28 protein-coding genes and 1 pseudogene are annotated in these 26620 nt (G+C 66.3%); 21 read left to right on the forward strand and 8 right to left on the reverse strand.

Annotated elements, in window-relative coordinates; translation table 11 throughout:
- Window positions 1-34 precede the first annotated feature (34 nt).
- From oxyR to CKY51_RS16110, 4 genes are all read left to right on the forward strand, one after another.
- On the forward strand, window positions 35-976 hold the full coding sequence (gene oxyR / locus CKY51_RS16090; protein WP_022972034.1) for a DNA-binding transcriptional regulator OxyR: 942 nt from the start codon (window positions 35-37) through the stop codon (window positions 974-976).
- A gap of 106 nt (window positions 977-1082) precedes the next feature.
- Window positions 1083-1520: a nucleoside diphosphate kinase regulator gene (rnk, locus tag CKY51_RS16095; protein ID WP_022972035.1), complete on the forward strand. Its 438-nt coding sequence runs from the start codon at window positions 1083-1085 to the stop codon at window positions 1518-1520.
- A gap of 52 nt (window positions 1521-1572) precedes the next feature.
- On the forward strand, window positions 1573-2541 hold the full coding sequence (locus tag CKY51_RS16100; protein WP_022972036.1) for a transaldolase: 969 nt from the start codon (window positions 1573-1575) through the stop codon (window positions 2539-2541).
- A gap of 443 nt (window positions 2542-2984) precedes the next feature.
- Window positions 2985-3554 (forward strand): type 1 glutamine amidotransferase family protein, encoded by a 570-nt coding sequence (locus tag CKY51_RS16110; RefSeq protein WP_022972037.1) that lies wholly within the window; start codon window positions 2985-2987, stop codon window positions 3552-3554.
- A gap of 187 nt (window positions 3555-3741) precedes the next feature.
- Here the strand turns inward: CKY51_RS16110 and msrA are convergent, their stop codons facing one another.
- Together msrA and CKY51_RS16120 are read right to left on the reverse strand one after the other, a co-directional pair.
- Window positions 3742-4392 carry a peptide-methionine (S)-S-oxide reductase MsrA gene (gene msrA, locus CKY51_RS16115; RefSeq protein ID WP_022972038.1) on the reverse strand — a complete coding sequence of 217 codons (651 nt, stop codon included), beginning with the start codon at window positions 4390-4392 and terminating at the stop codon, window positions 3742-3744.
- A 93-nt stretch (window positions 4393-4485) separates the two neighbouring features.
- Window positions 4486-4998, reverse strand: coding sequence for an SgcJ/EcaC family oxidoreductase (locus CKY51_RS16120; protein WP_152249496.1), 513 nt, complete (start codon window positions 4996-4998; stop codon window positions 4486-4488).
- A 125-nt stretch (window positions 4999-5123) separates the two neighbouring features.
- Here CKY51_RS16120 and CKY51_RS16125 point away from each other — a divergent pair, with 125 nt between their 5' ends.
- Genes CKY51_RS16125 through CKY51_RS16135 form a run of 3 tightly spaced genes read left to right on the forward strand, consistent with a single transcriptional unit; the run spans window position 5124 to window position 8214 of the window.
- On the forward strand, window positions 5124-5831 hold the full coding sequence (locus CKY51_RS16125; RefSeq protein ID WP_022972041.1) for a helix-turn-helix transcriptional regulator: 708 nt from the start codon (window positions 5124-5126) through the stop codon (window positions 5829-5831).
- A complete protein-coding gene (locus CKY51_RS16130; protein WP_022972042.1) occupies window positions 5828-7738 on the forward strand; it encodes a hybrid sensor histidine kinase/response regulator in 1911 nt (636 codons plus the stop codon). The genes CKY51_RS16125 and CKY51_RS16130 overlap by 4 nt, the downstream gene beginning before the upstream one ends.
- Entirely contained in the window at window positions 7735-8214 is a 480-nt protein-coding gene (locus CKY51_RS16135; RefSeq protein WP_022972043.1) for a response regulator, read from the forward strand. The genes CKY51_RS16130 and CKY51_RS16135 overlap by 4 nt, the downstream gene beginning before the upstream one ends.
- Window positions 8215-8220: 6 nt before the next feature.
- Here the strand turns inward: CKY51_RS16135 and CKY51_RS16140 are convergent, their stop codons facing one another.
- Window positions 8221-8451: a putative signal transducing protein gene (locus CKY51_RS16140; RefSeq protein ID WP_022972044.1), complete on the reverse strand. Its 231-nt coding sequence runs from the start codon at window positions 8449-8451 to the stop codon at window positions 8221-8223.
- Window positions 8452-8859: 408 nt separating this feature from the next.
- On the opposite strand from CKY51_RS16140, the gene CKY51_RS16145 reads away from it, so the two are divergent.
- From CKY51_RS16145 to rlmM, 5 genes are all read left to right on the forward strand, one after another.
- Complete coding sequence (locus CKY51_RS16145) at window positions 8860-10599, forward strand: glutamine--tRNA ligase/YqeY domain fusion protein (protein WP_022972045.1); 1740 nt, start codon at window positions 8860-8862, stop codon at window positions 10597-10599.
- 151 nt (window positions 10600-10750) lie between these two features.
- Complete coding sequence (locus CKY51_RS16150; RefSeq protein ID WP_022972046.1) at window positions 10751-11713, forward strand: DMT family transporter; 963 nt, start codon at window positions 10751-10753, stop codon at window positions 11711-11713.
- Between the two features lie 118 nt (window positions 11714-11831).
- Complete coding sequence (locus tag CKY51_RS16155) at window positions 11832-12197, forward strand: hypothetical protein (protein ID WP_031339535.1); 366 nt, start codon at window positions 11832-11834, stop codon at window positions 12195-12197.
- Window positions 12197-12757 (forward strand): nucleoside deaminase, encoded by a 561-nt coding sequence (locus CKY51_RS16160; RefSeq protein ID WP_022972048.1) that lies wholly within the window; start codon window positions 12197-12199, stop codon window positions 12755-12757. Before CKY51_RS16155 ends, CKY51_RS16160 begins: the two co-directional genes overlap by 1 nt.
- Before the next feature lie 21 nt (window positions 12758-12778).
- On the forward strand, window positions 12779-13822 hold the full coding sequence (gene rlmM, locus CKY51_RS16165; RefSeq protein WP_022972049.1) for a 23S rRNA (cytidine(2498)-2'-O)-methyltransferase RlmM: 1044 nt from the start codon (window positions 12779-12781) through the stop codon (window positions 13820-13822).
- A 123-nt stretch (window positions 13823-13945) separates the two neighbouring features.
- On the opposite strand, the gene CKY51_RS16170 is transcribed toward rlmM, so the two are convergent.
- Window positions 13946-15055: a Gfo/Idh/MocA family protein gene (locus CKY51_RS16170; protein ID WP_022972050.1), complete on the reverse strand. Its 1110-nt coding sequence runs from the start codon at window positions 15053-15055 to the stop codon at window positions 13946-13948.
- Between the two features lie 121 nt (window positions 15056-15176).
- Here CKY51_RS16170 and CKY51_RS16175 point away from each other — a divergent pair, with 121 nt between their 5' ends.
- The 7 genes from CKY51_RS16175 to CKY51_RS16205 all read left to right on the forward strand — a co-directional run bounded on the left by CKY51_RS16175 (window position 15177) and on the right by CKY51_RS16205 (window position 21879).
- Window positions 15177-16085: an SMP-30/gluconolactonase/LRE family protein gene (locus tag CKY51_RS16175; protein ID WP_031339539.1), complete on the forward strand. Its 909-nt coding sequence runs from the start codon at window positions 15177-15179 to the stop codon at window positions 16083-16085.
- 81 nt (window positions 16086-16166) lie between these two features.
- The gene (locus CKY51_RS16180) at window positions 16167-16889 is read left to right on the forward strand and encodes a hypothetical protein (RefSeq protein WP_022972052.1); all 723 of its coding nucleotides are present in this window, start codon (window positions 16167-16169) and stop codon (window positions 16887-16889) included.
- A gap of 69 nt (window positions 16890-16958) precedes the next feature.
- A complete protein-coding gene (locus CKY51_RS16185; RefSeq protein ID WP_031339541.1) occupies window positions 16959-17360 on the forward strand; it encodes an EF-hand domain-containing protein in 402 nt (133 codons plus the stop codon).
- Between the two features lie 97 nt (window positions 17361-17457).
- Window positions 17458-17931 carry a MarR family winged helix-turn-helix transcriptional regulator gene (locus CKY51_RS16190; protein WP_022972054.1) on the forward strand — a complete coding sequence of 158 codons (474 nt, stop codon included), beginning with the start codon at window positions 17458-17460 and terminating at the stop codon, window positions 17929-17931.
- A gap of 33 nt (window positions 17932-17964) precedes the next feature.
- Window positions 17965-18795, forward strand: coding sequence for a p-hydroxycinnamoyl CoA hydratase/lyase (locus tag CKY51_RS16195; protein WP_152249497.1), 831 nt, complete (start codon window positions 17965-17967; stop codon window positions 18793-18795).
- Window positions 18796-18879: 84 nt separating this feature from the next.
- On the forward strand, window positions 18880-20349 hold the full coding sequence (locus tag CKY51_RS16200; RefSeq protein WP_152249498.1) for an aldehyde dehydrogenase: 1470 nt from the start codon (window positions 18880-18882) through the stop codon (window positions 20347-20349).
- A gap of 51 nt (window positions 20350-20400) precedes the next feature.
- Window positions 20401-21879, forward strand: coding sequence for an AMP-binding protein (locus tag CKY51_RS16205; protein WP_022972057.1), 1479 nt, complete (start codon window positions 20401-20403; stop codon window positions 21877-21879).
- 328 nt (window positions 21880-22207) lie between these two features.
- Here CKY51_RS16205 and CKY51_RS16210 read toward each other — a convergent pair whose 3' ends face one another.
- Genes CKY51_RS16210 through CKY51_RS16220 form a run of 3 tightly spaced genes read right to left on the reverse strand, consistent with a single transcriptional unit; the run spans window position 22208 to window position 24544 of the window.
- On the reverse strand, window positions 22208-23218 hold the full coding sequence (locus tag CKY51_RS16210) for a LysR substrate-binding domain-containing protein (RefSeq protein WP_152249499.1): 1011 nt from the start codon (window positions 23216-23218) through the stop codon (window positions 22208-22210).
- Window positions 23219-23277: 59 nt separating this feature from the next.
- Window positions 23278-23637, reverse strand: a complete 360-nt coding sequence (locus CKY51_RS16215) for a protocatechuate 3,4-dioxygenase subunit alpha (RefSeq protein ID WP_022972060.1) — start codon at window positions 23635-23637, stop codon at window positions 23278-23280.
- A 10-nt stretch (window positions 23638-23647) separates the two neighbouring features.
- Window positions 23648-24544: a gallate dioxygenase gene (locus tag CKY51_RS16220; RefSeq protein WP_022972061.1), complete on the reverse strand. Its 897-nt coding sequence runs from the start codon at window positions 24542-24544 to the stop codon at window positions 23648-23650.
- A 234-nt stretch (window positions 24545-24778) separates the two neighbouring features.
- Here CKY51_RS16220 and CKY51_RS16225 point away from each other — a divergent pair, with 234 nt between their 5' ends.
- Entirely contained in the window at window positions 24779-25453 is a 675-nt protein-coding gene (locus tag CKY51_RS16225) for a GntR family transcriptional regulator (protein ID WP_031339554.1), read from the forward strand.
- Between the two features lie 90 nt (window positions 25454-25543).
- Here CKY51_RS16225 and CKY51_RS16230 read toward each other — a convergent pair whose 3' ends face one another.
- Complete coding sequence (locus tag CKY51_RS16230) at window positions 25544-26431, reverse strand: SphA family protein (protein WP_152249501.1); 888 nt, start codon at window positions 26429-26431, stop codon at window positions 25544-25546.
- Window positions 26432-26460: 29 nt separating this feature from the next.
- On the opposite strand from CKY51_RS16230, the pseudogene CKY51_RS16235 reads away from it, so the two are divergent.
- A pseudogene (locus CKY51_RS16235) lies at window positions 26461-26620 on the forward strand (phenol degradation protein meta); the annotation flags it as partial.

Genomic DNA, 26620 nt, shown 5'->3' on the forward strand with positions numbered 1-26620 from the left:
GTTCGCCTCCCGTCACGATCCAGAGGGCTACAGCATGAATCTGCGTGACCTGAAGTACCTGGTCGCCTTGGCCGACCACAAGCATTTCGGTCGTGCCGCCTCGGCGTGTTTCGTCAGCCAACCCACCTTGTCGACCCAGATCAAGAAACTGGAAGAAGAGCTCGGCGTGCCGCTGGTGGAACGCGCACCGCGCAAGGTGATGCTGACCCCGGCCGGGCGTGAAGCGGCGATGCGCGCACGCGGCATCGTCGCCGAGGTCGAGCAGATGAAGGAAGCCGCCCGTCGCAGCCAGGATCCGGAAGCAGGCACGGTGCGACTGGGCATCTTCCCCACCCTGGCGCCTTACTTGCTGCCGCATGTGGTGCCGCGCATTCGCGCCCGTTTTCCCCGGCTGGAACTGTTGCTGGTGGAAGAAAAAAGCGATCAGCTGCTCCACCAGCTGCGCGAAGGCCGACTCGATGCCGCGCTGCTGGCGCTACCGATCCAGGACGAACAACTGCACGCCGAGTTCCTGTTCGAAGAACCCTTCGTGCTGGCAGTCCCCGAGGCCCATCCGCTGGCACAGCGCGACAGCATGACGCTGGACGACTTGTCCGATCAGCGCCTGCTATTGCTGGAAGACGGCCATTGTCTGCGCGAGCAGGCACTGGATGTCTGCCACCTGGCCGGCGCCAGCGAGAAGTCCGAATTCCAGGCCACCAGCCTGGAGACGCTGCGACAGATGGTCGCCGCCAATGTCGGCGTCACCTTGCTGCCGCTGCTGGCGGTCAAGCCGCCGGTGGCGCGTTCGGAGAACATCCGCCTGATTCACTTCCGCGAGGACAAGCAGCCCAATCGCCGCATCGCCATGGTCTGGCGGCGCAGCTCGGCGATGACCGGCTTCCTGGAACAATTGGCGCAGTTGTTCAAGGAGCTGCCGGCGAGCCTGTTCTCGCTCGATCAGCCTCCCGCAAACCCCACCGCGGTGGCTGCCTGAATCCCAGCATGCCGCCGCGGTCGCTTGACCGCGCAATCTTGCCGACAATGGAGACGGGCGACATGCAGATGTCGCCCTTTGCGTATTCCATCTTGCGGAGATTGCCATGACCACGCACCACAGCGGCCTACCGCCGTCCCTCCTCGTTTCCAGCAGCGATCTGGCCCGCCTGGAGGCCTTGCTTGAGTCCCCGAGCTACCGCTCGCATCCGGCCGCCGCCGCGCTGGCCGACGAACTGGGGCGTGCCCACAGCGTGCCGCCCGAACAGCTTCCTGCCGATGTCGTCACCATGCACTCACGTATCGAGTGCGAAGACGAGCTGCATGGCGAACGCCATCGGCTCACCCTGGTGTATCCGCATGAAGCCGATATCCAGCAAGGCCGCGTCTCGGTGCTGGCACCGGTCGGCAGCGCCCTGCTTGGCCTGTCGATCGGCCAAAGCATCGACTGGCGCAGCGACGATGGCCGCGCGCTGCGGCTGCGCGTCACCGCAGTGCATGCGCCGTCCCAGACGGCGGGCGACTTCCCGCGCGAGGCGCGCTAACGTAGCGCGCTGCGCCCCCCTTCACCCCGTTCAACGATTCGAGAGAACCCGCATGACTGCATCCCCCTCCAAGCTCGCCCAACTGCGCGACCTGTCGGTGGTGGTCGCCGATACCGGCGATTACGACGCCATCAAGCGACTCAAGCCGGTGGACTGCACCACCAATCCCACGCTGGTGAAAAAGGCGCTGGATCTGCCGGTCTACGCCGACTTGATCGAACGCGAACTGGCCTGGGGCCGCGAGCACGGCGGCCAGGACCGCGACGCCACTGTCCATGAGGTCGCCGACCGGCTCACCGTCGGCGTGGGCACCATGCTGTCGGCATTGGTGCCCGGCCGCGTCTCCACCGAAGTGGACGCCGACCTGGCGCACGACACCGACGCCACGGTCGCCAAGGCGCGCAAGTTCATCGCCATGTATGGCGAGCGCGGCGTTTCCAAGGACAAGGTGTTGATCAAGATCGCCGCCACTTGGGAAGGTATCGACGCTGCGCGTCAGCTGCAGCGCGAAGGCATCGATTGCAACCTGACGCTGATCTTCAATCGCTCGCAGGCGCTGGCCTGCGCCGAGGCTGGTGCGTTCCTGATCTCGCCCTTCGTCGGCCGCATCCTCGATTACTACGTCGCCCAGGGCCAGACCCCGGCCACCATCGACGAGGACCCGGGCGTGGTGTTCGTCCGTGGCGTCTACGACGAATTCAAGCGTCGCGGCTCGGAGACGGTGGTGATGGGTGCCTCGTTCCGCTCCACCGCGCAGATCGAGGCGCTGGCCGGCTGCGATCGTTTGACCATCTCGCCGGAGCTGCTGGAGAAGCTCGACGCCGACCACGGCCCGCTGCCGCGCAAGCTGTCGCCCGTGCAGGCCGACCACGCCAAGATCACCCCGATCGACAGTGCCCGGCTGGCCAAGGACCTGGCCGCCGATCCGATGGCCACCGAGAAGCTGGCCGGCGGCATCGATACCTTCGCCAAGGACCTGCAGGCCTTGCGCAAGACCATCGCCGACAAGCTCGCCGGCTGAGCGCAGCAGGCGGTTTCAGCGACGCCCGCGGCCGTTGGCTGCGGGCGTTGTCGTATCTGGCACCACACGATGCCTGCCGCCGCACACGACACCATGGCAGCTGGTCTCCGGCACGCATCGCCCCGCAACGCCGCCCAGCCAGAGGGTGTGATGGACGTTGAGGTGAGTGCGAAGCGGCCTGTGATGCATCGAAACAAGGCGTACGCTGCGGGGCGGGCTGGCCGCCTGGTTAAGACGCGCAACGCGATATCGCCGCGCCACAGGGCGCTTCCTGCAGGGTTGGCCGTCAGCGGGCGCTGCACCGCGCCGCTTGCATTGGCGCCCGCCAAGCCGGCGCTACCCAGCAGCCGCTCCGCATCGCGGCCGGCCAACGCATCACATCTCAAATTGCATCACCCGCTCTAGAATCCGGATTTCGTAGCGAACAGGACGGACGACAGACAATGGCAAAGATCGCAGTGGTCATGACCGATGGCGTGGCCGATTGGGAGATCGGTGTGGTCCTGCCTGCGGCACGGGAATGGTTTGGCGACCAGCTCGCCATCGCCAGCATCGACGGCCAACCCGTGCAGTCGATCGGCGGATTGCGGATCGTGCCCGAGTTCGCGTTATCCGATCTGGCGCCGCTCGACGCCGATCTGTGGATCCTGCCGGGCAGCGAGCGCTGGCAGGCCGGCGAGATCCCAGGACTGAGCGCACTGCTGCGCGAACGTGTGCAGCAGCAGCGCCCGGTGGCCGCGATCTGCGGCGCCACCCTGGCCTTGGCCTACACCGGCCTGCTCGATACCCGCCCACACACCAGCAACTCGCTGGCGTTCCTGCAGGAGCATGTGCTGCCCTATGCCGGTGCCGAGCATTTCCGCCACGAGAAGGTGGTCAGCGCCGACAGCGTGATCACGGCCCCGGGCACCAGCCCAGTGGGCTTCGCCGTGGCCTGCATGCGCGCACTGCATCCCGATCGTCCCGAACTGCTGGCGCAGCTGCGCGGCATGTTCGCCGGCGAGTTCGTGTGAGCCAAGGCACCGGCACGCTGCCGATGTACAAAAAAATGGCCACGCCGTCGCCGACGTAGCCATGACGTTGCCTGGCATGCACTCCCATGCTGCCCGCGCGTGAAACGCTGCCGGTCGCTTGGCCATCGGCCGGTCGCCGGGACGTAGTCGGCCCCTGGCGACCGCCGCGATCCGGCCCGCCTTTCCGTCAGGCTTCCAGCCCGATCGGGCAGCTCACACCTGTACCTCCAAGCCCGCAATACCCATTGGGATGCTTGGCGAGATATTGCTGGTGATCGTCCTCGGCGTAGTAGAACGTGGGCGCCGGAAAGCGAATCTCGGTGGTAATGGCGCCATAGCCGGCCGCGTCCAGCCGTTGCTGGTAGGCATCGCGACTGGCAATGGCGTTGTCGTACTGCGCCTGGGTAGTGCAATAAATCGCCGACCGGTATTGCGTACCGACATCGTTGCCTTGGCGCATGCCCTGGGTAGGGTCATGACTTTCCCAGAAGGTCCGCAGCAAGCTGTCGAAGGACACCGCCTGCGGGTCGTACACCACCAACACCGCCTCGGTGTGACCGGTCTGCCCGGAGCACACTTCCGCATAGGTCGCGTTCGGCGTTTCGCCACCGGAGTAACCCACCGCGGTGGTATGCACGCCTGGCAGGCTCCAGAACTTGCGCTCGGCGCCCCAGAAACACCCCAGCCCGAACTGCACCTGCGCCAGGCCGGCGAAGTCTGCGCGCAACGGGTGTCCGTGGATCAAATGCGCGTTGTGCAGCGGTAGCGGCTGCTCGCGTCCGGGCAAGGCCTCGCCCGGACGGGGCATGCGTTGTTTGAAGGCGCCGATTCCCAACATGGTGCAACTCCGCGGATCGAGAGGTTGCCTGCTGGATGGCGCCGGGCGGTGCGGCTTTCAACCCCGCCCGGTGCTCGCCTGACACCGCTCCGCTTACTTGCTGGTGGCGACCCGCGGCGCATCGACCTCGGGCATGGCCGAGCTGTGGTGGTTGATGATCAGCCACTTGCCGTCGCGCTTCTCGTAGACGAAGGTGTAGCGCGCCTGCACGTTGCTCTTCTTGCCGTGCGCATCGGTCAAGGTGAAGGTGTACACGCCCGCATCCACCGCGCTGTCTTCGTCGAGCAGACGCACGGTGCGGTAATTGATCACCCCTTGCGGTTTCTTGGCCAGGAACATCTCGAAGTAGTTCTCGATCTGCGCACGCGAGGTGCGCACTTCATTGGAGACGGTCGGCAACAGCACACCGTCCGGCGCATACAGGTCGGCGACCTTGTGCGGGTTGCCGCTGGCCAGCGCCGCGTTCCAGGTATCGAACAGTCGGGCGACCTCGCGCTCCTCACCGCCGGCCGGCAGCGCGGCCTTGTCGGTGTAGTGCATCACGCCGCCAGCCAGCGCCGGGGTGGCAGCCAGAGCCAGAACCAGAGAGAACAGGGTGCGACGCATGGTGGAATCTCCGTGTTGGTTGGGGGTTGCCTCAGTGGGCGAGCCCAGTGTCTCCATCAAGCGGCCGCGACAATGCTGCCGAGCGGCGTATACTCGAATATGCTGATCGGCATAGAGGCGTACGCATGCAAACCCCAACCAATGCGGGCGATTGGCGGCAGTCACTGCGACGCGAAGCCTCGGCCAGCGCGCGCTGGCAGGCCTTGCTCGAGATGACCCAGGTCTTGCAGCAGGCCAGCAACCCGGCCCAGGCCTGCGATGAGGTGCTTGGACGCGTCCTGCAATTGCTGGGCCTGGACGATGGCGCCGTGCTGGCGCAACGCGGCCCGCGCACCCAGGTGCTGGCCAGCCGCGGTCGTGCGCTGCCGCCTGGCGCGAGCGCTGCCGGCGATAGCCAGGAGGCGGCCTGGCTCCTGCCGCCCCGCCCAACCAACCTGCGCGAGCTTCGTCTCCCGATCCAGGCGCTCGGCGCCACCCACGGGATGCTGTGCCTCGCCTGGCACGACGGCCAGGCGGCACCCGCCAGCGACGATGCGCAAGCCGTGCAGGCCTTCGCGCTATTACTGCCGATGCTGGTCGCCGAGCCGCCCAAGCCGGTGGCGACACGTCGCCGCAAGCAACTGCCGGACGATCGCCTCACCGCGTTGAGCCGACGCGAAAAACAAGTGCTGGCGCTATTGCCACGCGGCCTGACCAACGCTGCACTGGCCGCTGAACTGGGGATCTCCGCCGGCACGGTCAAGGTGCACGTGGAGCGAATCCTGCAGAAACTTGAGGTAAAAGATCGCACGCAGGCCGCGGTGTACGCGGTCCAATCCGGATTGGCGCTATGACTGCATGGGCGAGGCAGTGGAACGATTGGCCGATCACCCGCAAGAGCCTGGCGGTGGTCACCTTGCCGTTGCTGTTGCTGGCGGTGGCGCTGATGGCGATCTACAGCGTGGAGCGGCAGAACATCGCCGCCGAAAGCGATGTGCGGCAGACGCTGGAAGTGCTCAGCGACCTGTACGAAGCGCATGCACTGCTGGCAGAAACCGCCGCCGGCGTGCGCGGCTATCGACTGGTCGGCCGCGACGAATTCCTCACCCCCTACCGCGATGCCGAGCCGCGTCTGCAGCGGGTGGTGGACCGGCTCTCGCAACGCATCACCGATCCTGCCCAGGCACGGCGTTTTGCCGGCATCAAACCCTTGTTCGCCGAGAAGATGCAGGGATGGCGGCGTTTACTGGCGCCGGATCTGAGCCGCGAGGAAGAGATCCGGCAGTTGTGGGATGGCAAGTACAAGCTCGACATCCTGCGCGCCGAGCTGCGTGAGCTACGCAACTACGAGACCGCGCAGTTGCAGTTGCGCACCGCCAAGGCGCAGGCGCTGCGGCAACGCAACCTGATCATCACCTTGTGCGCCGCGATGCTGGGCGGACTGGGTGCCGTGTTCGCGGTGGCAGTGTTCGCATCGGGGATGTCCAAACGGCTGCGAACCCTGGCCGCCAACGCCGATCGCCTGGGCGAGGGCCTCCCATTGGCACCGCAGCCGGGTGCCGGCGACGAACTGGGACAGGTCGGCCAACGCCTGGCCCAGGCCAGCGAACTGCTCGCCGCACGCGCGGCCGAAGCGCAGCTGGCGCGCCGCGAAGCCGAAACAGCCAACCACGCCAAGACCGAATTCCTGTCGCGCAGCAGCCATGAACTGCGCACCCCGTTGAATGCCATTCTCGGCTACGCCCAGGTGCTGGAACTGGACCTGCCCGAGCCGGCCCATCGTCGCCATCTGCAGCACATCCTCGGCGCCGGGCGTCACCTGCTGGGCTTGATCACCGAGCTGCTCGACATCGCCCGCATCGAAGCGGATCAACTGGATCTCAGCCCCGAACCGATCCAGGTGCAGGCGGCCGTGCAGGAGGCGCTGGCGCTGGTGGCGCCGGACGCGACCAGCCGTGGCATCGGCTTGCTACCGCCCAGCATCGACGGCCCGCTGACGGTGCGCGCCGACGCGCAGCGGCTGCGACAGGTCCTGCTCAACCTGCTGTCCAACGCGGTCAAGTTCAATCGTGCCGGCGGTCAGGTCCAGGTGAGCGCGCGCAGAGAGGACGCGCAGGTACGTCTCGTCGTTGCCGACCAGGGAGCCGGCCTGACAGAGACACAGATCGAACGGCTGTTCACCCCGTTCGAGCGCCTGGGCGCCGAGCGCTCGGCCGTGGAAGGCACCGGCCTGGGCCTGGCCTTGAGCAAGCGGCTGATCGAGGCGATGGGGGGCCGCATCGGCGTGGACAGCAGCCGCGAGGGCGCGCGCTTCTGGATCGCGCTGCCGCAGGGCGACCGCCCCTCCAGCGAACCGACGCCGGCTGCGCTGCCGGCGCCGGCGGGCGGTAGCGGTGTCTGTCGCCTGCTGAGCATCGAGGACAACCCTTCCAATCAGGCATTGATCCGCACGCTCACCGAACGCCGGCCGCAATGGCAACTATTGGAGGCCGACAGCCTGGCGCAGGCACGCGCATTGCTGGAGCACAGCGTGCCCGATCTGATCTTGCTGGATCTGCACTTGAGCGACGGCAACGGCGAAGAGCTGCTGCGCGAACTGCAGAACCAGCCGCAGATCGCCGCGGTGCCGGTGGTGGTCATCAGCGCCGATGCCACTGCCGCCACCGTCGCGCGGGTGGGGGCGCACGGCGTTCGCGCGTATCTGACCAAGCCGCTGGACGTGGCCGAATTCTTCCGCGTCATCGATGGATTACTGGCATGACCCGCGACGAGATCCTGAGCACACGTATCCTCATCGTCGACGACGAGCCGGCCAACGTTCGCCTGTTGGAGGACTTGTTGCAGCGCGAGGGCTTCCAACAGGTAATCGCCACCACCGATCCCCTGCGGGTTATGGGCCTGGTGTCGGCCTTCGCGCCGGACCTGATCCTGCTCGACCTGATGATGCCCGGGCTCGACGGCTACGCGCTGCTGGAGCAACTATCGCGCCTGACCGATCCGGGGCAGTTCCTGCCGGTGATCGTACTCACCGCAGACCCCAGCCGCAGCGCGCGCCATCGCGCCCTGGGATTGGGCGCCAAGGACTTCCTGACCAAGCCGCTGGATACCTTCGAAGTCGCGCTGCGGGTGTGGAACGTGGCCGAAACCACGGTGTTGTTCAAGCGACTGCGGGCGCTGGCGGCGCCGGATCCAGCGCCGCCTGGATGGCGCCACCCCGATTCCGCGACGACGGCCTGAGCGGCCTCACAACGCCAGGCTGACCTGACCGCTCAGCCCGAGCGTGGCCAGCACCGCTTGCGCCTGCGCCAGGTCTTCATCGGCCACGCAGACCTGCACCATGCCGAAGGCCGGCAACTCGCCCGCGCCCCCCAGCAGGGATTCGCCGAACACGAAGGCGGTCAGGCCGGCATCCTCCAGCGCGTGCTTGGCCAGATGGGCATCGATCAGGTGCGCGGCGCGGTAGGCAATCTGCATGGGATCGATCTGCTCCAGGGTGCGGAGAGCTCGCGCCTGGCGCAGGCCATGCCGCGTACGTCCCGCGATCGGCGCAGCGTAGCGCGATTCGCGCGCGGGAGCGCTCCTGTGCACGCCTGGCCCGCACCGCCGGCGCAGCGGTGGACACCGCGGTGGCGATGCCGGTAGCGCGCTGCGCCTGAGCGCGCGCACTTCCGGTTTGCCTGCATGCAGCCCGGCATGGCCAGCACGTGCGCCAACCGGGCGCGACGGCGGCCTCATTCCGCGCCAGTGGACGGCAGTCCTCGCGCTGTTGCCAGCGTGCCAGCCACCGCTCAGCACCGGGAATTTTCGCCACCACGCGCGCGCCGCCTACCCCTGGCCGCCCCCACCGCCTAAACTTGCGGTTTACCTCTTGCCGATGCACGCATGTCCGAGACCCCCGCTACCGACGCCACCGCCCCGGCCGAGAAGAAAGACTTCATTCGCCAGATCATCCGCGAGGACCTGGCCAGCGGCAAGCATGCCGCCATCCGCACCCGCTTCCCGCCCGAGCCCAATGGCTACCTGCATATCGGCCACGCCAAGGCCATCTGCCTGGACTTCGGCATCGCTGCGGAATTCGGCGGGCGCTGCAACCTGCGCCTGGACGACACCAATCCGGCCAAGGAAGACCCCGAGTTCGTCGCCGCCATCCAGGACGACGTGCGTTGGCTGGGCTTCGACTGGGCCGAGCTGCGCCATGCCTCGGATTACTTCGCGGTGTACTACCTGGCTGCCGAGCAGCTGATCCGCGACGGGCACGCCTTCGTCTGCGACCTGTCGGCCGAGCAAGTGCGCGAATACCGCGGCACGCTCACCGAGCCGGGCCGCAATTCGCCCTACCGCGAGCGCAGCGTCGAGGAGAACCTGGATCTGTTCCGCCGCATGCGTGCCGGCGAATTCCCCGATGGCGCCCGCACCCTGCGCGCGAAGATCGACATGGCCAGCGGCAACATCAACCTGCGCGACCCGGCGCTGTACCGCATCAAGCATGTCGAGCACCAGAACACCGGCAATGCCTGGCCGATCTATCCGATGTACGACTTCGCGCATTCGCTGGGCGATGCGATCGAAGGCATCACCCATTCGCTGTGCACGCTGGAGTTCGAGGATCACCGCCCGCTGTACGACTGGTGCGTGGACAAGGTGGACCTGGTGGGCCACCCGGAGTTGCTGCAGCCGCTGATGGAGAAAGGCCTGCCGCGCGAAGCGGCCAAGCCGCGTCAGATCGAGTTTTCGCGCCTCAACATCAACTATACGGTGATGAGCAAGCGCAAGCTGACCCAGCTCGTCGGCGAAGGTCTGGTCGACGGTTGGGACGACCCGCGCATGTACACCTTGCAGGGCCTGCGTCGTCGCGGTTACACGCCGGCCGCGCTACGCCTGCTGGTGGATCGCGTCGGCATCAGCAAGCAGAACTCGGTGATCGATTTCTCGGTACTGGAAGGCTGCCTGCGCGACGATCTGGACGCCGCCGCCGAACGCCGGATGGCGGTCATCGATCCGCTCAAGCTGGTGCTGACCAATCTGCCCGATGGTCATCGCGAGGTGCTGCAGTTCGCCAACCATCCCAAGGACGAGCGCTTCGGCACCCGCGAAGTGCCATTCGGACGCGAACTGTGGATCGAGCGCGAGGATTTTGCCGAAGTCCCACCCAAGGGCTGGAAACGCCTGGTGCCGGGGGGCGAAGTGCGCCTGCGCGGCGCCGGCATCGCCCGCGTCGACGAGGTGATCAAGAACGCCGACGGGGAGATCGTGGAGTTGCGCGGCTGGCTGGATCCGGAGTCGCGGCCAGGCATGGAAGGGGCCAACCGCAAGGTCAAGGGCACCATCCACTGGGTCAGCGCCCTGCACGCCATCGCCGCGGAGATCCGCCTGTACGATCGCCTGTTCTCGGTGGAAAAGCCCGATGACGAGTCCGACGGCAAGACCTATCGCGACCATCTCAATCCCGCGTCTAAGCGCAGCGTGCGCGGCTACGTGGAGCCGGCGGCGGCGCAGGCCGCGCCCGAGCAGGCCTTCCAGTTCGAGCGGATGGGCTATTTCGTCGCCGATCGTCACGACCACCGTCCCGCCACGCCGGTCTTCAACCGCAGCGTGACCTTGCGCGATACCTGGGCCAAGTGAGCGCAATCCGCACCGGATGGCGGCCATCCGGTGCGCCGCAGATGCGGCATATGGCAGGGGCGCGAGCGCTGCCCGTGTCGGCGCGCAGCGCTGGACGCCGCACGCCAGGTGGGATCGACCTGGCGTCAGCGCGACACGACATGCTGGCGCAATGAGCGGAGTCATCGATCCGCGCACGCGCTGGCTGCCCGGCATCGCCAGCGGCATCGGCGCCGGTGCGCTGTGGGGGCTGGTGTTCCTCGCTCCGCAACTGCTGGGTGCATTCACCCCGCTGCAGCTGGCCGTCGCGCGCTACTTGGCCTATGGCGCGGTGGCGGCATTGCTGCTGGCGCCGCGCGCCCGCCATACCATGGCCCGGCTCGACCGCAGCGAATGGTGGGCCTTGGTGCGCCTGAGCCTGTTGGGCAACCTGGTGTACTACGTGTTGCTGGGCAGCGCCGTGCAGTGGGCTGGCGGCGGTGCCACCGCGCTGATCGTCGGCCTGCTGCCGGTGGTGGTGACGGTGATCGGCACGCGCGCGGTCGGTGCGGTGCGGCTGCGCCGGCTCGCCGCGCCCTGCGCACTGTGCGTCCTGGGCGTGGCGCTGGTTGCCCTGGACACCTTGCAACATGGCGACGGTTCGCAGGCCGATGATCGGGCCACCCGTCTGGCCGGATTGCTCTGCGCCTTCGGCGCGCTGGCCTCCTGGTCGGCGTATTCGATCGGCAATGCGCGCTGGTTGGCGCGCCGCCCCGATCTGTCCGGGCGCGACTGGTCGTTGCTGACCGGCGTGGTCACCGGCGCGCTCGCCCTGCTGGTGGCGCCGCTGGCCTTGCTCGGTGGTCGCGTGCATGCGCCATCGGCTTGGGGATACTTCTGGGGCGTCAGCCTGGTGATTGCGGTGCTGGCGTCGGTGATCGGCAATGCGCTGTGGAATCGTGCCAGTCGATTGCTGCCGCTGACCCTGGTCGGGCAGATGATCGTGTTCGAGACCGTGTTCGCGCTGCTGTATGGCTTCGTCTGGGCGGGCCGCCTGCCCAGCGTGCTGGAGCTGGCCGCCATTGCCTGCCTGCTGGCCGGCGTGCTGTGGTGCGCCTCGGCACACGCACAGCGGCCCTTGGCACCGGCAGCGTGAGCACGCAATGCCGTGCCACCCCTGCACGCCGCGTAAGCCGATGACGACCGAGGCCAACACTGGCCGTTAGTATGGGGATATCGCCACGCCCTGGAGAGCTGCCATGCCGCGACTGATCATGCTGCTGTCGCTGGTCCTGACCTTGACGGCCTGTTCGGCGGCACCGGCACCTCAGGCCCCGCCCGCATCGAACGCTCCGCCAGCCGCAACCGCGGTGACCGTGGATACCCGCTGCCGCACCGATGCCGATTGCACCGTCAAGGATATCGGCAACTGCTGCGGCGCCTTCCCCGCCTGCGTCAACGTCAACAGCGCCACCGATCCCCAGGGGGTCATGGCCCGCTGCCAGGCCAGCGGGCAGATGAGCGTCTGCGGCTTCCAGCAGATCAGCGGGTGCCAGTGCGTGGCCGGCAAATGTGCCGCAAAGCCGGCCCAGGCCGATACACTGCGCCGCCCCGATTCCTCTCACGCAGCGGTCCAGTGATGCTCTACGCGCAAGTCCACCTCACCCTCCCCGCCTGGATCCACGAGCACGTGGATGCCGGCCGCGCCTATGCCAGCGACGAGGACAAGGTGGCGCTGGCGATCGATCTGTCGCGAATGAACGTCCAAGCGCGCACCGGCGGCCCGTTCGGCGCGGTGGTGTTCGGCCCGGACGACCGCATCATCGCCGCGGCGGTCAACCGCGTGGTGCCGCAGAACACCTCGCTGGCGCATGCGGAGAACATGGCCTACATGCTGGCGCAGCAGCGCCTGCAGACGCCGCGGTTGAACGATGTGCTGTCGCCGGTGACCCTGGCCACCTCGGCGCAACCCTGCTGCCAGTGCTATGGCGCCACCGTGTGGGCCGGGATCGATCGCCTGCTGATCGGCGCTCGCGCCGAAGACGTGATGGAACTGACTGCCTTCGACGAAGGCCCGCTCCCGGCCGACTGGGTCGGCGAGCTCACCCGCCGCGGCATCGCAGTGGTCCGCGATGTGCAACGCGCGCAAGCCTGCGCGGTGCTGCGCAGCTACGGCGAGGGCGGCGGTGATCATTACTGATCCATCGGCGCGGACGCCGCGATGAACGCCTTGCTGTGCTATTGCCGTCAGGGTTTCGAGCCGGAACTGGCGGCCGAGCTGAGCGAACGTGCTGCCCTGGCCGGCCTGGCGGGGTATGCCCGCACCCAGCGCAACGATGGCTATGTGCTGTTCGTCTGCGACCAGGCGGCGCAACTGGCAGCGCGCCTGCGCTGGCGCGAACTGATTTTTGCCCGCCAGAAGTTGCTGGTGCTGGCCGAACTGAAGGACCTCGATCCCAAGGATCGGATCGGCCCGATCCTGACCGCGCTGGAAGGTCAGCCACGCTTCGGCGACCTGTGGGTGGAACATCCCGATTCGGATCACGGCAAGCCGCTGGCTGGGCTGGCACGCAGTTTCGGCAATGCGCTGCGCCCGGCACTGCGCAGGGCCGGTCTGCTCACCGCAGCAACGCAGCCATTGGCACCTCGCCTGCACGTGTGCTTCCTCGACGGTAACCACGCCTTGCTGGCGGTCGCCGACAGCGCCGACAGCGCCCCCTGGCCGCTGGGCATTCCGCGGCTGAAACTGCTGCCCGAGGCACCATCGCGCTCGGCGCTCAAACTCGATGAGGCCTTGCTGACGCTGCTGACGCCGGACGAGCGCCAGGCGCTGGTGCGTCCCGGCATGCGCGCGGCCGATCTGGGCGCGGCGCCCGGCGGCTGGACCTGGGTCTTGACCCGCCAACACCTGCACGTCACCAGCGTCGACAACGGACCACTGCGCGAACATGTGCTGGCCACCGGCTTGGTGGAACACCTGCGTGCCGACGGCTTTCACTGGAAGCCGGCACAGCCGCTGGACTGGATGGTCTGCGACATGGTCGAGCAACCGCGACGGGTCGCCGAACGCATGGCCACCTGGGTGCGCGAAGGCTGGTGCCGCCACACGCTGTTCAATCTCAAGCTGCCGATGAAGAAGCGCTGGGACGAAACCCGCCTGTGCCTGGACATGTTCGCCGAACAGGCGCAGGTCGCGGTGACGCTACGGGCCAAGCAGCTCTACCACGACCGCGAAGAGATCACCGTACTGGCGATGCGTGGGTAGAACGGGGATTCGATTGGCGATTGGCGATGCCGGATTGGCGTACCGATCGCGCGTTACGGGCCATGGCCGGCAGCGCTTCCAGCGCGCTATCGATGCCCCCTCGGCCGCCGACAGCGACCCGCGTTAGAGCACGATGCGCTTGCTGCCTTCGCGTGCAGAGCGGTAGATGGCATCGACGATGCGGAGATCGCGCAGCCCCTCTTCGCCCGGCACCCGTAGCGGCGTCCCGTTGATGATCGCCAAGGCGTCTTCGTCCATCTGCACCGCCTGCTGGTGCTGCACCTTGGCATCGAAGACGCGGCCGTCGCTGGCCTTGCCGGTGACGCCCTGATAGCTCTGGAACGGCGACAGCTCATACCAGCCATGCTCGCACTCGGCGCGCAGCACGTTCATGGTGCGGCCGAAGCTGGTCTTGCACTGCGCACGCACGGCATTGGGAAATTCCAGCGTGAAGTCCATATGTTCGTCGACTTCATCGAACAAGTCGGGGCGATCGGTCCAGCGCTTGGCGGTCACCGCCACCGGCTCGGCACCGACGGTATAGCGCGCGGCGTTGAGCGGATACACGCCCATGTCATACATCGCCCCGCCACCGAACTGCGAACGCAGACGCCAGGGGCGATCGGCCTTGGCGGTATCGTGGTACCCGTTGTAGCCGGCTTCGGCGCGCACGCTGCGCATCGCACCGAAGGGTTTTTCGCTCGCCAGCGCGATCACCTTGCGGGTATTGGGCTCGTGCTGCATGCGATAGCCCACCGCCAAGGCGACCTTGTTGCGCTTGCAAGCCTTGATCATCGCTTCGCATTCGGCCGCATTCAGCGCCATCGGCTTTTCGCACCACACATGCTTGCCCGCAGCCGCCGCACGCAGCGTCAGCGGTGCATGCAGATGCGTCGGCGTCACGATGTAGACCACATCGATGTCGTCGTTGTCGGCGATCTTGTCGAAATTCTCGTAGTTGTAAACGTTGCGGTCGGGGATGCCGTACTTGCCCTGCCACTGCGGGATCTTCGCCGGCGTCCCGGTCACGATGCCGGCCAGCCTGCAATGCTTGGTCAGTGCCAGACCCGGTGCCAGTTGCTCGCTGGCATAGCTGCCCAACCCGACCAACGCCACGTTGAGCGGCTTGCCTGGCGCTTTCTTCGGCACGGCCCAGCTCGGCGCCGCCAACAGAATGCCCGCACCGCCGAAGGCGGCCAGCAGGCGGCGACGTGTCACGGATTCCACGGACATGCAAACCTCCTTCGCAAGATGACCGATGCGGCCCGCGCACCTTACTGGATCGCAGGTGATGATCGCCATGGTCGCAGCGCACGTTCTGGCACACTGCAGCGACCCCATCCGGAGCACACCTATGTCTGCCGTCATCTGCCCTCGTCTGCTGCCAATGATCCTGGCGCTGTCCAGTGCGTTCGCCCACGCGGCAGATGCGCCGTTCATGGCGCACGACCTGATCGGCGATGGCGTCTTCACCCATAACGCCGAGGGGCCGGCATTCGGGCCGGATGGCGCGCTCTACGTGGTGAACTTCGACCACGACGGCAGCATCGGCCGTGTCACGATCGACGACAAAGGCAAAGGCGACGCTGCACTGTTCGTCGATCTTCCCGCCGGCAGCATCGGCAACGGCATTCGTTTCGATCACGACGGCCATATGTACGTGGCCGATTATGGCCACCACCGCATCCTGCGCATCACGCTGGACGACAAACGGATCGAGGTCTACGCCGACCTGCCCGGCGCCTTCCAGCCCAACGACATCGCACTTGCGCCCGACGGCACGCTGTACGCCAGCGACCCCGACTGGGCCAACAACGGCGGCCAACTCTGGCGCATCGACCGCGACCGCAGCGCGCACTTGGTGGAAACCGGCATGGGCACCAGCAATGGCATCGAGGTCAGCCCCGACGGCAAGCGCCTGTATGTCAACGAAAGCGTGCAGCGCCGGATCTGGGTCTACGACCGCGCCAGCGATGGCAGCCTGTCCAACAAACGCCAGTTGATCGGCTTCGACGATTTCGGCCTGGACGGCATGCGCTGCGACGTCGATGGCAATCTCTATGTCGCGCGCTACGATGCCGGCCAGATTGCCGTGGTCTCGCCGCACGGCAAGCTGCTCCGCACGGTGGCGTTGCAGGGGCGCAAGGTCAGCAACGTCGCCTTCGGCGGTACGGACGGCAAGCAGGTGTTCGTTACCCTGCAGGATCGCGGCGCGATTGAAACGTTCAGGTCCGACCGCCGCGGGCGCGAAATCGGCCACTGAAACTGCTGCACGCGTCGCAACGGTTCTCAAGCCGCGCAACCGCATGCTGGCATGCTGTGAGCCACTCGTGGAGGACGCCCCATGCAAGCGATCGAATTGAAGGACCCCGCCGCCTTCGGCAGCGAATTCCTGCGCCTGACCCTGTTGCAGGGATTCCAGTCGCTGACCAAGCGCGACCTGGAACTGTTGATCTTCGTGTTGCTCGAGCGCGACGGTGCCGTTTCGCGCAATAGCTCCAATGCCGCGGTGGCATTGCAGCTGCGCGTGACCGCCGCCAAGGTCAAGGCGCTGCGGCGCGACGGCTATGCGCGCTGGCGCGCGCTGGTACCGGAGGAAGGCGATGCCGCCCTGCAGCGCATCGTGGCCAATGTGCTGATCGAAGAAAACCTGCGCTCGGGCGCGAAGCACGTCAGCGAGCGCAGCCGCAAGGAAGGCTTCCTCGCCGTACGTATCGAACATCCCGACGATGCGCAGCAATTCGAGCAAGCCATCCTCGAGGTCGGCGCACTGCCGGTTTACGAACGCAATCGCGACGTGGTGGCGGTGCGCTTCGATACCTTGCTGAAGATCGCCGAGCGCTGGGGCTATCTGCAGCCCGATCCGCAGGCCACCGTGCGCGCCTTGCAGCGGCTTACGCCCACCGCCGAGGAGGTTGCCGACTTGCTGAAGAAGGATATGGGCCAGCTGCGCTGGGACGATGTCCGCCGTGCGCTCAACAGCCTCGGTGCCAAGGCCGTGGCCGGTACCGCCGAAGGCGGCTTGAAGGGATTGCTGAAGATCGCCTTTCCGTTCATTCCCGGCTGAGCCACGCCGCGGCGACGCCGCCCGGTCGATTGGGCTATCGTCACGCGTCGTCACATTCAGGGGGATCCGATGCGTTTTTCATGTCATGCCGTTCTCGTAGGAGCGTTGTTGATTGCCGCCGTCGCGCAGGCGCAGCAGACGCCGACTCCGACGCCAGCCAGCAGCCTGCCGTTGACCGAGGTGCCTGGCACCGTCCGCACCCAACCGCTGGCCAGTGGCGAAGTCACCCACCAGACCGAACTCGTGCGTCCACGTGGCGAGTCCACGGTCATCGTGCGCTCGATTCAGCCCGATAGCGTCAGCGGCAACTACCGGATCGATTTCCAGGCGCTCGACAGCGATGGCGACGGCACCATCAGTCGTGCCGAGGCGCAGGCCAATCCGGCGCTGGCGGACGAATTCGATGCGCTCGATACCCGCCACAGCGGCCATCTGACCCGCGAACAACTGGCCGGCTGGCTGATCCAGTAGGCCTCGGCACACCGCTATCTACAAAATGCATACGGGCTCTTGCAGGGCCCGCGCCGGTCGGCTAGATTGTATTTAACGGATACAGTTTGGACGTCCAATGACCGCTCGTACCGCGCTTGCCGCCGATCTCGGCTATCAGCTGCAACTGGCCGCGCTGGCTTCCAGCCACGCTGCCCGCCAGGAGCTGGCTGGCCTGTACCTCACCCCGGCGCGGGTGACTGCCCTGATCCACATCCGCGACCAGCCCGGCTGCGATCAGACCGAGCTGGGCAACCGCCTGCTGGTCAACCGCGCCGCCGGCATGAAGATCGCCAATGCGCTGGCCGAGCAAGGCCTGATCGAGCGGCTGGCCGGACGTGATCGCCGCAGCAAGGGGCTATATCTGACCGAACACGGCGAACGCACGCTGAGCGTTGCGCAGGGCTGCCTGGCGCGCGCAGTGGAGCGCACCTGCGCCGGGCTGACTGGCGGCGAGCGACAGACGCTGCTGCGTCTGCTGGGCAAATTGAATGCGAGCACGCCCAACGCACCGGCCGATGTGCCGGAAGACGCGCTCGTCGAACAGGACTGACCCCGCTACATCCCGCATCGAAGGAGACGCCACTTGAACGAGCATGACGTGGTATCGGTCCGCATCGAGGACCGCATCGCCTGGGTGAAATTCGCCCGTCCGGACAAACGCAACGCGATGAGCCCGGCGCTCAATCGCCGCATGATGGACGTGCTGGACGAACTGGAGTTCGACGACGACATCGGCGTGTTGGTGCTCGGCGGCGAAGGCACCGCGTGGTCGGCCGGCATGGATCTGAAGGAATACTTCCGCGAAACCGAAGCGCAGGGCCTGCGTGGCATCCGTCGCTCGCAGCGCGAATCCTATGGTTGGTTCCGCCGCCTGCGCTGGTTCCAGAAACCGACCATTGCCATGGTCAACGGTTGGTGCTTCGGTGGCGGTTTCGGCCCGCTGTTCGCCTGCGATCTGGCGATCGCCGCCGACGAGGCGCAGTTCGGCCTGTCGGAAATCAACTGGGGCATCCTGCCGGGCGGCGGCGTGACCAAGGTGGCGGTCGAGTTGCTATCCATGCGCGATGCCATGTGGATGACCTTGACCGGCGAAATGGTCGATGGAAAGAAAGCCGCCGAGTGGCGACTGGTCAACGAAAGCGTGCCGCTGGAGCAGTTGGAGGCGCGTACCCGCGAAGTGGCGCAGCTGCTGCTCAAGAAGAATCCGGTGGCGCTGAAGTACGCCAAGGACGCGGTGCGGCGTGTTGGCACCATGACCTACGACGAAGCCGAAGACTATCTGGTGCGCATGCAGGAAGCGGCTAATTCCTTCGACAACGAAGCCCGCAAGGAAGGCATCCGCCAGTTCATCGACGAGAAGCGCTACAAGCCTGGCCTGGGCGCATTCGAGCCGCGCAAGAAGACCAGCGCCTGAGTACCGCCAGGCGTGGCTGAACGCGCCTGCCCCTGGGCAGGCGTGCATGCCCGCGCCTTCGGGTTTCTGCACCTTGGAGGGAGTATGGAAGCCTTGCATACAACCTTGCGCGGCATCGCCGCGCGTGGACCGTTGAACCTGTTCATCGATGGCCAATGGCGTGCCAGCAGCGGGCATCGCCAGCTGGATGTGGTTGCCCCGCATAGCGAGGAGCGGCTGCTGTCCTACATCGAGCCGTCGGCGGCGGACACCGAAGCCGCCATCGCAGCCGCCCGCGCCGCGTTCGATCACGGCCCGTGGCCGCGGATGGAACCGGCAGAGCGCGGGCAGGCGCTCAAGCGCGTTGCAGCGCAACTGCGCGAGCGTCTGCCGGAACTGGCCGAGGCCTGGACTGGACAGGTCGGCGCGACAATCGGCTTCAGCCGCAAAGCCAGCCAGCAGGCACCTGGCCTGTTCGACTATTACGGCGAACTCATCGCCAACCATCCCTTCGTCGAACCGCGCACGCGCGCCAACGGCGGCCGCGTGCACGTGGTGCACGAACCGGTGGGCGTGGTCGCGGCGATCACGCCATGGAACGCGCCGCTGGTGCTGCTCTGCTACAAGGTCGCTGCCGCGCTGGCCGCCGGTTGCACGGTCGTCGCCAAACCCTCGCCGGAGACGCCGATCGATGCCTACATCCTCGCCGAGTGCATCAGCGCGGCGGGCTTGCCGGCAGGCGTCTTCAACCTGCTGCCGGCCGGCCGGGACGTCGGCGAGCAACTGATTCATCACCGCGGTATCGACAAGGTCAGTTTCACCGGCTCGACCCAGGCCGGACGTCTGATCGGCGTCGCCTGCGCCGAGCGACTGGCGCGCGTCGGACTGGAACTGGGGGGCAAATCGGCCGCGATCGTGCTCGACGATGCCGACATCAGCAAGGTGTTGCCCAGCCTGGTGCCCTATTCGATGCCGATCACTGGCCAGGTGTGCTTCTCGCTGACCCGCGTGCTGGTGCCGGCGCAGCGCCGCGAAGAAGTGTTGCAGGCCTATTGCGCGGCGCTGGCGGCGATCAAGCTCGGCGATCCGTTCGATGCCACGACCGGCATGGGCCCGCTGGCGCTGGGGCGCCAACTCGAACGGGTGCAGTCCTACATCGCGCAAGGCACGGCCGAAGGCGCACGTCTGGTCATGGGCGGCAAGCGCCCCACCGAGCTGGCGCGCGGCTTCTTCATCGAACCGACGGTATTTGCCGATGTCAGCCCGGACATGACCATCGCGCGCGAAGAGATTTTCGGCCCGGTGGTCAGCTTCATCGACTACCGCGACGAGACCGACCTGCTCGCCAGGGTCAATGCCAACGACTACGGCCTGCATGGCAGCGTCTACAGCGAAGACCCGGATCGCGCCTACGCCATCGCCCGTCGCGTCCGCAGCGGCAGTCACGCCATCAACGGCATGTGGGTGGACATCGAGATGCCCTTCGGCGGCTTCAAACAGTCCGGCCTCGGCCGCGAGGGTGGTATCGAAGGACTGCATGGCTTCCTTGAGACCAAGACCATCTACCTGAGCTGATCCCCGGGGCGACGCATGCGCCCCTCCCTGTCCATTCCGGAATTCCGCGTCATGGCCATACCGATTGATTCGATCGCCTTTCATGCCCGTCTGTCGCCGCAGCGCTTTGCCGCGCGCGATCTGATCCACCAGCACGAGTGGACCTATAGCGAACTCGACGCCCTGGTCGGACGTCTGGCAGCGTCGTTGCAGGCGCGCGGCTGCGTGGATGGCGAGCGGCTGGCGGTGGTGGCACGCAATTCGGTCTGGCAGGTCGCCCTACACTTCGCCTGCGGCCGCGTCGGGGCGATCTACGTGCCGCTCAACTGGCGTCTGAGCGCCGCCGAATTGGCCGTCCTGCTAGAGCGTGCCGAGCCACGCTTGGTCCTCGGCGATGACATCGTGCCGGACGGCATCGACGCCATCCCGCTGGCCAGTTTCGTCGCCGAGGCCGATGGGCTCTCGCCCGCCGAGACAGGCCCCATTCCGCCCGAACGCGTGAGCCTGATCCTGTTCACCTCCGGCACCTCGGGACAGCCCAAGGGCGTGATGCTGAGCGAGCAGAACCTGCAGCAAAGCGCGCACAACTTTGGGATCACCACCCGGGTGGATTCGCACAGCAGCTTCCTGTGCGAGGCACCGATGTTCCACATCATCGGCCTGGTCACCAATGTGCGGCCCGCGCTGGCCGTCGGCGGATCCATCCAGGTCTCCAATGGCTTCGAGCCGGCCCGCACGCTGGGCTGGCTGGCCGACCGCAAGCTGGGGCTGTCGCACTACGTCGGCGTGCCACAAATGATGCAGTCCTTCCGCGCACAGCCGGGCTTCGATGCCGCCGCCTTGCGGCACCTGACCGCACTGGTCAGCGGCGGCGCGCCGCATGCCAACGAAGACGTGCTTGGCTGGATCGACGACGGCGTGCCGCTGGTGTGCGGATTCGGCATGAGCGAGGCCGGCACCGTGCTCGGCATGTCGGTGGAATGCGCGGTGATCCGCGACAAGCTCGGCGCAGCCGGCATTGCCACCCCGGCCGTACAGACACGCGTGGTCGATGGCAATGGCGCCGATTGCCCAGCCGGCGTGCCGGGAGAACTACTGCTGCGCGGCGCCAACCTGAGCCCTGGATATTGGCGCGATCCTGTCGCCAGCGCCGAGGTGTTCGATGCGCAAGGCTGGTTCCATACCGGCGATATCGTGCAGCGCGATGCCGATGGCTTCTTCTGGATCGTCGATCGCAAGAAGGACATGTACATCTCCGGCGGTGAGAACGTCTACCCGGCGGAAATCGAGGCGGTGCTGGCGGAACATCCGCAGATCCGCGAATGCGCGGTAGTCGGCATTGCCGATGCGCAATGGGGCGAAGTCGGCTATCTGGCGATCGTACCGGCCGAGGCGGCACCCGACCTGGAACAGATCCGCAGCTTCCTGGGCGAACGCCTGGCGCGCTACAAGCTGCCCAAGCACATTCGCCTGGTCGACGCCCTGCCACGCACGGCCACCGGCAAGCTGCAGAAGGCAAAGCTCAAGCATGCGCTCACCGATCCTTCCTGAGCCGCCGCTGGGACTGCGCACGCAGGCAGATGCACGCGTGCGCCGCGGCGACGTGTGGGGATCGCGTGGTTGCCATTCGCTTGCACATCTAGCGAACCATTCCATGGTCTGACGCACGTCCATACGACAAACAGCCAATCCCTCGGCTTTGCGCAAGCCAGCGTTCCGCGCACAAGAACACCCCCGCCGAACAAGCTTTGGCGACGGATCGACACCATCACGATGGACGACTTCGATCCGAACGAACTGCGTGCCGCCAGCTACAACGGCCAACGTCAGCCACCGCAGGCGCACGAGGCGGCCTGCGGAAGCGCTTGTGCGTGACTGGTCAGGCCGCTGATTCGTCCAACAGCAAATCGTCGTCCTGCGTCGTCGTCCGCTCGCCCACCCAGACTGCGCCCTGCGCGGCCATGATCGCCAACTGGTTCTCCAGCTCGCGCAGCAGCAGGCGGACGCCTGGCTTGTGCAAGGCGCCACTATCGCGATAGATCACCCCGCCTGCACGCGCCTGCGCCGGCTGTTGCAGCTGGAATGCCCGCAGCTCGCCGCGGGCGATGTCGCCAGCGACCATCATGCTTGGCATTACCGCGATGCTGTCGGTCCCCAGCAGGATCTCGCGAGTAAAACTGGCCGAGCTGGAACGCAGCTGATCGCGCGTGGCCAGACCCTGCTCGCGCATTACCTGCGCCACGTCGCGCTCGACGTGCTGGCTCAATGTGGGCAGGACCTGCCGGTAGGACGCCGCTTCGCTGAGGCGTACCGTACCTCCGACAAACAACGGGTGATCGCTGCGTGCCACCAGCGCAATCGGATCCTGGTACAGCACCTTGCGATGCAAGGTGTCGTAGCGCGCCAGCGGATACAACCGCCCGACCACCAGATCGATCTCGTTACCGGCGAGTTTGGGCAACAGCTCGTCGGTGCGACCGTGCAGCAGGCGTACGCGCAGGTTCGGCTCGGTGCGATACAACGCCGCCAGCACTGCCGGCAACAGTCCGCTGGCCGCCACCGGGAGCGCGCCAACCGTGATCGTCAGCGCATCGTTCTGCAGCAGTCCTTCAAACGTGTCCTGCGCGCGCCGTAATTGTCCCAGCACCACGTGTGCCGTCTGCACCAGCACCTCGCCCATCGCATTGGGACGCACCCCGCGCGAGTGGCGTTCAAACAGGGGCGCGCCGACGATCTCCTCGATCTCCTGCAGCGCGCGCGTCAGCGCCGGCTGCGTGACGTTCAATACGCGCGACGCGCGCAACAGGCTCTTTTGCCTGTCCAACGCTTCGATGACCCGCAGATGGCGAACCTTGATGCGATGCTCGAAGAACACGGAGGACATGGTCATGACGACAACCTTGATGATGAATTCGGGAGCAGCGAACAACACGCCGGGGGGAACGCAGCTCAGCGCGCCTCCGGTACTCGCCGCGTTTGCATGAATGCTTCGAACGACTCGCCGCGCATGATGGCGTAGACCTGCAGGTTGGTCATGCGCACCACCCGGGCGAATTTCTCGATCACGAAGAAGTTCGCCCCGTACTGCACCAGTCCCAGCCAATCGCGCGCACGCACCAGCTGCTTCTCCTGCTCATTCAATCCTGCCTCCTGCATCAGCGTTTCCGCGTCCTGCAAGAAGCGATCGCGCCAAGGGGCACGAATCATCTGCCAGAAGAATCGGTTCAAACGCAGTGCGCGGTTGCTGGTTCGCAGGTCGAACACATAGGTTCCGGCGATCTGCTCCATCCCCTGTGTCTGTGGATTCATCGCACCCTCCTCATGCCGCGCTGGCAGTTTGCATGGACCATGCCGCGGATGACGGCGCATCGGCACGTTCCTGCCCTGGCTCGTACAGCACCACCGTCATCGCCGTGGTCGTCATCAGGTAGTAGTTCTGATGCAGCTTGCGAATCGGCCCACCCAGGGCACCGCGCATCGCCAGCCACATGATCTGTTCGACGCTCTCTGCACCGCCCAGGCGCACGTAGTCGGTGTGGGTCAGATCGGTCAGGGTTTCCGGCGCATGCTGGAAGCGATCCAGAAACTCCATGTCCCACTCGGTGTTGTTGAAGCCGGTGCGTTCGCCGTGGATCTGATGCGACAGCCCGCCCGTGCCGACCACCACCACCTTCAGGTCCTCCGGATAGGACTCGATCGCCCGGCGCACCGCCTCTCCCAGACGGTAGCAACGGCGCGCGGTCGGCAACGGGTACTGCAGCACGTTGATGGCGATCGGCACCACGGTTCCCGGCCAGTCGGGGGTGTGCGGCCACAACAGCGGCAACGGCGCGGCGCAACCGTGGTCGATCGGTTTGTCCTGGAACACCGTCAGGTCGAATTCATCGTTGACCAGGCACTCGGCGATATGCGCCTGCAGTTGGACGTCGCCGCGGATCGGCGGCAGGTTACGCAAGCCCGCGCCTTCGTCGGCGATGGGGAATCGCTCGCCGACTCCCAAGGCAAAGGTCGGGTACAGATCGAAGAAGAACGTCGTGCAGTGGTCGTTGTAGAAGAACACCAGCACGTCGGGCTTGCGCTCGGCCAGCCACGCGGCCACCGGGGTGTAGCCATCGAACAGCGGCTTCCACAACGGATCCTGCTGCCGACCCTTGTCGTAGGCCACGCCGATGGTGGGCACATGCGAAGTGCCGATGCCGCCGATGATGCTTGCCATGCTGTCCTCCTGCGAGGCGGGCGAGCGACAGCCTTGGAGCGGGCCGGCACGCCAGTGGGTAGGGGCGGGATCAGTGCGGCATGGGATCCCAAATCAGACTTGCGGGGGAGATTGCGCCACCGACAAGGTATCCTTAGGATCCAAATTGCCACCAAGCGATCTCATCTGCAAGTGCCTTCGTACCCGCCGAGTGTCGCCGCCGGGCCCACGGCAGTGAGCGAGCGGTGCGAGAGAATGGAGCCCATGGCGAACACCTTGCGATTACCGGCCGTCCAGCGCCTGCGTGAACTGATCCTCTGCGGCGCTTTCGCCCCCGGCGAGCGCATTACCGAGGCGGCGCTGGCACAGCGCCTGACGCTGTCGCGCACACCGATTCGGCAGGCACTGCCGGCGTTGTGTCAGGAAGGCCTGCTGGTGGCGGTCGGCAGCCGCGGCTACGCGGTCCGCCGTTTCAGCCGGCAGGAGAGCCTGGATGCGCTGGCGGTACGTGCGTTGATGGAGGGCATGGCCGCGCGCACCGTGGCCGAGCGTGGGATCACCGCGACGGCGCTTGCCGATCTGCGTGCCTGCCTGGAAGACGGCGACCGCATCCTTGCCAAGCGCCATCTCGATGCTGGCGATGAATCGGCCTACGCGCGCATGAATGCGCGCTTCCATCGTCTGATCGTACTCGCCGCCGACATGCCGATCCTGACCGAAACAGTGGACCGCTGCGCCTTGGTGCCCTTCGTCAGCCCTGCCCAGGTGGCCTTTCGCCAACGCTCGCCCACGGCCGCTTACGATGACTTCTTCTACGGCCATCGCCAGCACCACGCAATCGCGGCTGCGATCGAACAAGGCGACGGTACCCGCGCAGAAGCCCTGTTTCGCGAGCACGCCAACACCCAGCGTCACAGCATGGGCATCTGAGCACTTCGTGCTGCGCCACCTCCTGCACTGAGCGCAAGGCAGCCGGCACACAGGGCGGCGCCGAACGGCGTCCGCCCCACGCCTGCCTGCTTACAGGCTATGCACGAGCATGACGTTGAACGTCGGGCCGGCCGGGGAATTCTTGACGTCCACCGGCAGGTAGAGATTGACGTTCAGGAAATTGCCCGGACCGGCCTGCCAGGAGAGCCCGGGACCGAGGTAGAACAGCTTGCGCTTGCTATCTTCCACCCGCAGGCCGTTGGTTTCGTTGTCCTTCAATTGCTGTAGATAGTAGCCGTTGACGCCCAGGCGCAATTGCGGGCTGACTTTGTACGAGCTCGCCAGATTGACCCATACCCCATCGCCGGCCTGTCCGTTGCGGAACTGGAAGCCAGGAATCGGCGGCACCCCGCCCGCGCGATCGGTGCGGAAGTTGTAGATGTAGTTCACGCGCGCGCTGATTTCCCAGTTATCGGTCGGCTGCACGGTAAACGCCCAATGCGGCACGACCGACCAATAGCCGGTGCTCTGATTGATCGCGATGTCGCGATCGAACTTGCCGACCGGGGCGAACGCGTCCACTGCGAAGCGCTGAAAGAAGAAAATGCGTCCGTCGCGCATGACCGGCGCCATCTGCAGGGCCGGCCCGAAGGAGATATCGCCGACGCCAAACCCATTGTCGTTCAATCGCACCGGACTATCGGCGGCGAAGGAGGAGTGCAGGTTCACCAACGGGACGATGGCGTTCCAGGCCAGCGTGCCGCCCTTCCAGCTATAGGGGGTCACGTAGATCAGTTGCGTGAGCAAGGCCGTGCTGTCGATCTTGGGGTCGCGAAAGGCGGCCGAATCGTCGCCGCGCGCATCCTTGATCGTATCGAGATTGGCATGCGTCAGGTATTCGATCATGATCCAGCCCGGCTTGCTGGTGCCGAAGCCGTCGAGAAAACTGGTTCCTCCCAGATTCATTCCCTGCCGCATCTGGACCGTCTGCGGCACGCTTTGCGCACAACCTGCACTCCTCCTTCGCCGCCGATAGTCCGGTGCGATTGAACGACAATGGGTTTGGCGTCGGCGATATCTCCTTCGGGCCGGCCCTGCAGATGGCGCCGGTCATGCGCGACGGACGCATTTTCTTCTTTCAGCGCTTCGCAGTGGACGCGTTCGCCC

It is taken from the genome of Xanthomonas maliensis (assembly GCF_009192945.1).
GTDB lineage: Bacteria > Pseudomonadota > Gammaproteobacteria > Xanthomonadales > Xanthomonadaceae > Xanthomonas > Xanthomonas maliensis.

Excerpts from the sequence above, each read along its gene's own strand:
- CKY51_RS16135 (WP_022972043.1), top strand. The coding sequence starts at position 7,735 with ATGACCCGCGACGAGATCCTGAGCACACGTATCCTCATCGTCGACGAC.
- CKY51_RS16110 (WP_022972037.1), top strand. The coding sequence starts at position 2,985 with ATGGCAAAGATCGCAGTGGTCATGACCGATGGCGTGGCCGATTGGGAG.
- CKY51_RS16225 (WP_031339554.1), top strand. The coding sequence starts at position 24,779 with ATGGAGCCCATGGCGAACACCTTGCGATTACCGGCCGTCCAGCGCCTG.
- msrA (WP_022972038.1), bottom strand. The coding sequence starts at position 4,392 with ATGTTGGGAATCGGCGCCTTCAAACAACGCATGCCCCGTCCGGGCGAG.
- CKY51_RS16130 (WP_022972042.1), top strand. The coding sequence starts at position 5,828 with ATGACTGCATGGGCGAGGCAGTGGAACGATTGGCCGATCACCCGCAAG.
- CKY51_RS16210 (WP_152249499.1), bottom strand. The coding sequence starts at position 23,218 with ATGACCATGTCCTCCGTGTTCTTCGAGCATCGCATCAAGGTTCGCCAT.
- rlmM (WP_022972049.1), top strand. The coding sequence starts at position 12,779 with ATGAACGCCTTGCTGTGCTATTGCCGTCAGGGTTTCGAGCCGGAACTG.
- CKY51_RS16220 (WP_022972061.1), bottom strand. The coding sequence starts at position 24,544 with ATGGCAAGCATCATCGGCGGCATCGGCACTTCGCATGTGCCCACCATC.
- CKY51_RS16200 (WP_152249498.1), top strand. The coding sequence starts at position 18,880 with ATGGAAGCCTTGCATACAACCTTGCGCGGCATCGCCGCGCGTGGACCG.
- CKY51_RS16230 (WP_152249501.1), bottom strand. The coding sequence starts at position 26,431 with ATGCGGCAGGGAATGAATCTGGGAGGAACCAGTTTTCTCGACGGCTTC.
- CKY51_RS16155 (WP_031339535.1), top strand. The coding sequence starts at position 11,832 with ATGCTGCTGTCGCTGGTCCTGACCTTGACGGCCTGTTCGGCGGCACCG.
- CKY51_RS16205 (WP_022972057.1), top strand. The coding sequence starts at position 20,401 with ATGGCCATACCGATTGATTCGATCGCCTTTCATGCCCGTCTGTCGCCG.
- CKY51_RS16125 (WP_022972041.1), top strand. The coding sequence starts at position 5,124 with ATGCAAACCCCAACCAATGCGGGCGATTGGCGGCAGTCACTGCGACGC.
- CKY51_RS16160 (WP_022972048.1), top strand. The coding sequence starts at position 12,197 with ATGCTCTACGCGCAAGTCCACCTCACCCTCCCCGCCTGGATCCACGAG.
- CKY51_RS16120 (WP_152249496.1), bottom strand. The coding sequence starts at position 4,998 with ATGCGTCGCACCCTGTTCTCTCTGGTTCTGGCTCTGGCTGCCACCCCG.
- rnk (WP_022972035.1), top strand. The coding sequence starts at position 1,083 with ATGACCACGCACCACAGCGGCCTACCGCCGTCCCTCCTCGTTTCCAGC.
- oxyR (WP_022972034.1), top strand. The coding sequence starts at position 35 with ATGAATCTGCGTGACCTGAAGTACCTGGTCGCCTTGGCCGACCACAAG.
- CKY51_RS16175 (WP_031339539.1), top strand. The coding sequence starts at position 15,177 with ATGTCTGCCGTCATCTGCCCTCGTCTGCTGCCAATGATCCTGGCGCTG.
- CKY51_RS16185 (WP_031339541.1), top strand. The coding sequence starts at position 16,959 with ATGCGTTTTTCATGTCATGCCGTTCTCGTAGGAGCGTTGTTGATTGCC.
- CKY51_RS16180 (WP_022972052.1), top strand. The coding sequence starts at position 16,167 with ATGCAAGCGATCGAATTGAAGGACCCCGCCGCCTTCGGCAGCGAATTC.
- CKY51_RS16145 (WP_022972045.1), top strand. The coding sequence starts at position 8,860 with ATGTCCGAGACCCCCGCTACCGACGCCACCGCCCCGGCCGAGAAGAAA.
- CKY51_RS16100 (WP_022972036.1), top strand. The coding sequence starts at position 1,573 with ATGACTGCATCCCCCTCCAAGCTCGCCCAACTGCGCGACCTGTCGGTG.
- CKY51_RS16170 (WP_022972050.1), bottom strand. The coding sequence starts at position 15,055 with ATGTCCGTGGAATCCGTGACACGTCGCCGCCTGCTGGCCGCCTTCGGC.
- CKY51_RS16150 (WP_022972046.1), top strand. The coding sequence starts at position 10,751 with ATGAGCGGAGTCATCGATCCGCGCACGCGCTGGCTGCCCGGCATCGCC.
- CKY51_RS16140 (WP_022972044.1), bottom strand. The coding sequence starts at position 8,451 with ATGCAGATTGCCTACCGCGCCGCGCACCTGATCGATGCCCATCTGGCC.
- CKY51_RS16190 (WP_022972054.1), top strand. The coding sequence starts at position 17,458 with ATGACCGCTCGTACCGCGCTTGCCGCCGATCTCGGCTATCAGCTGCAA.
- CKY51_RS16215 (WP_022972060.1), bottom strand. The coding sequence starts at position 23,637 with ATGAATCCACAGACACAGGGGATGGAGCAGATCGCCGGAACCTATGTG.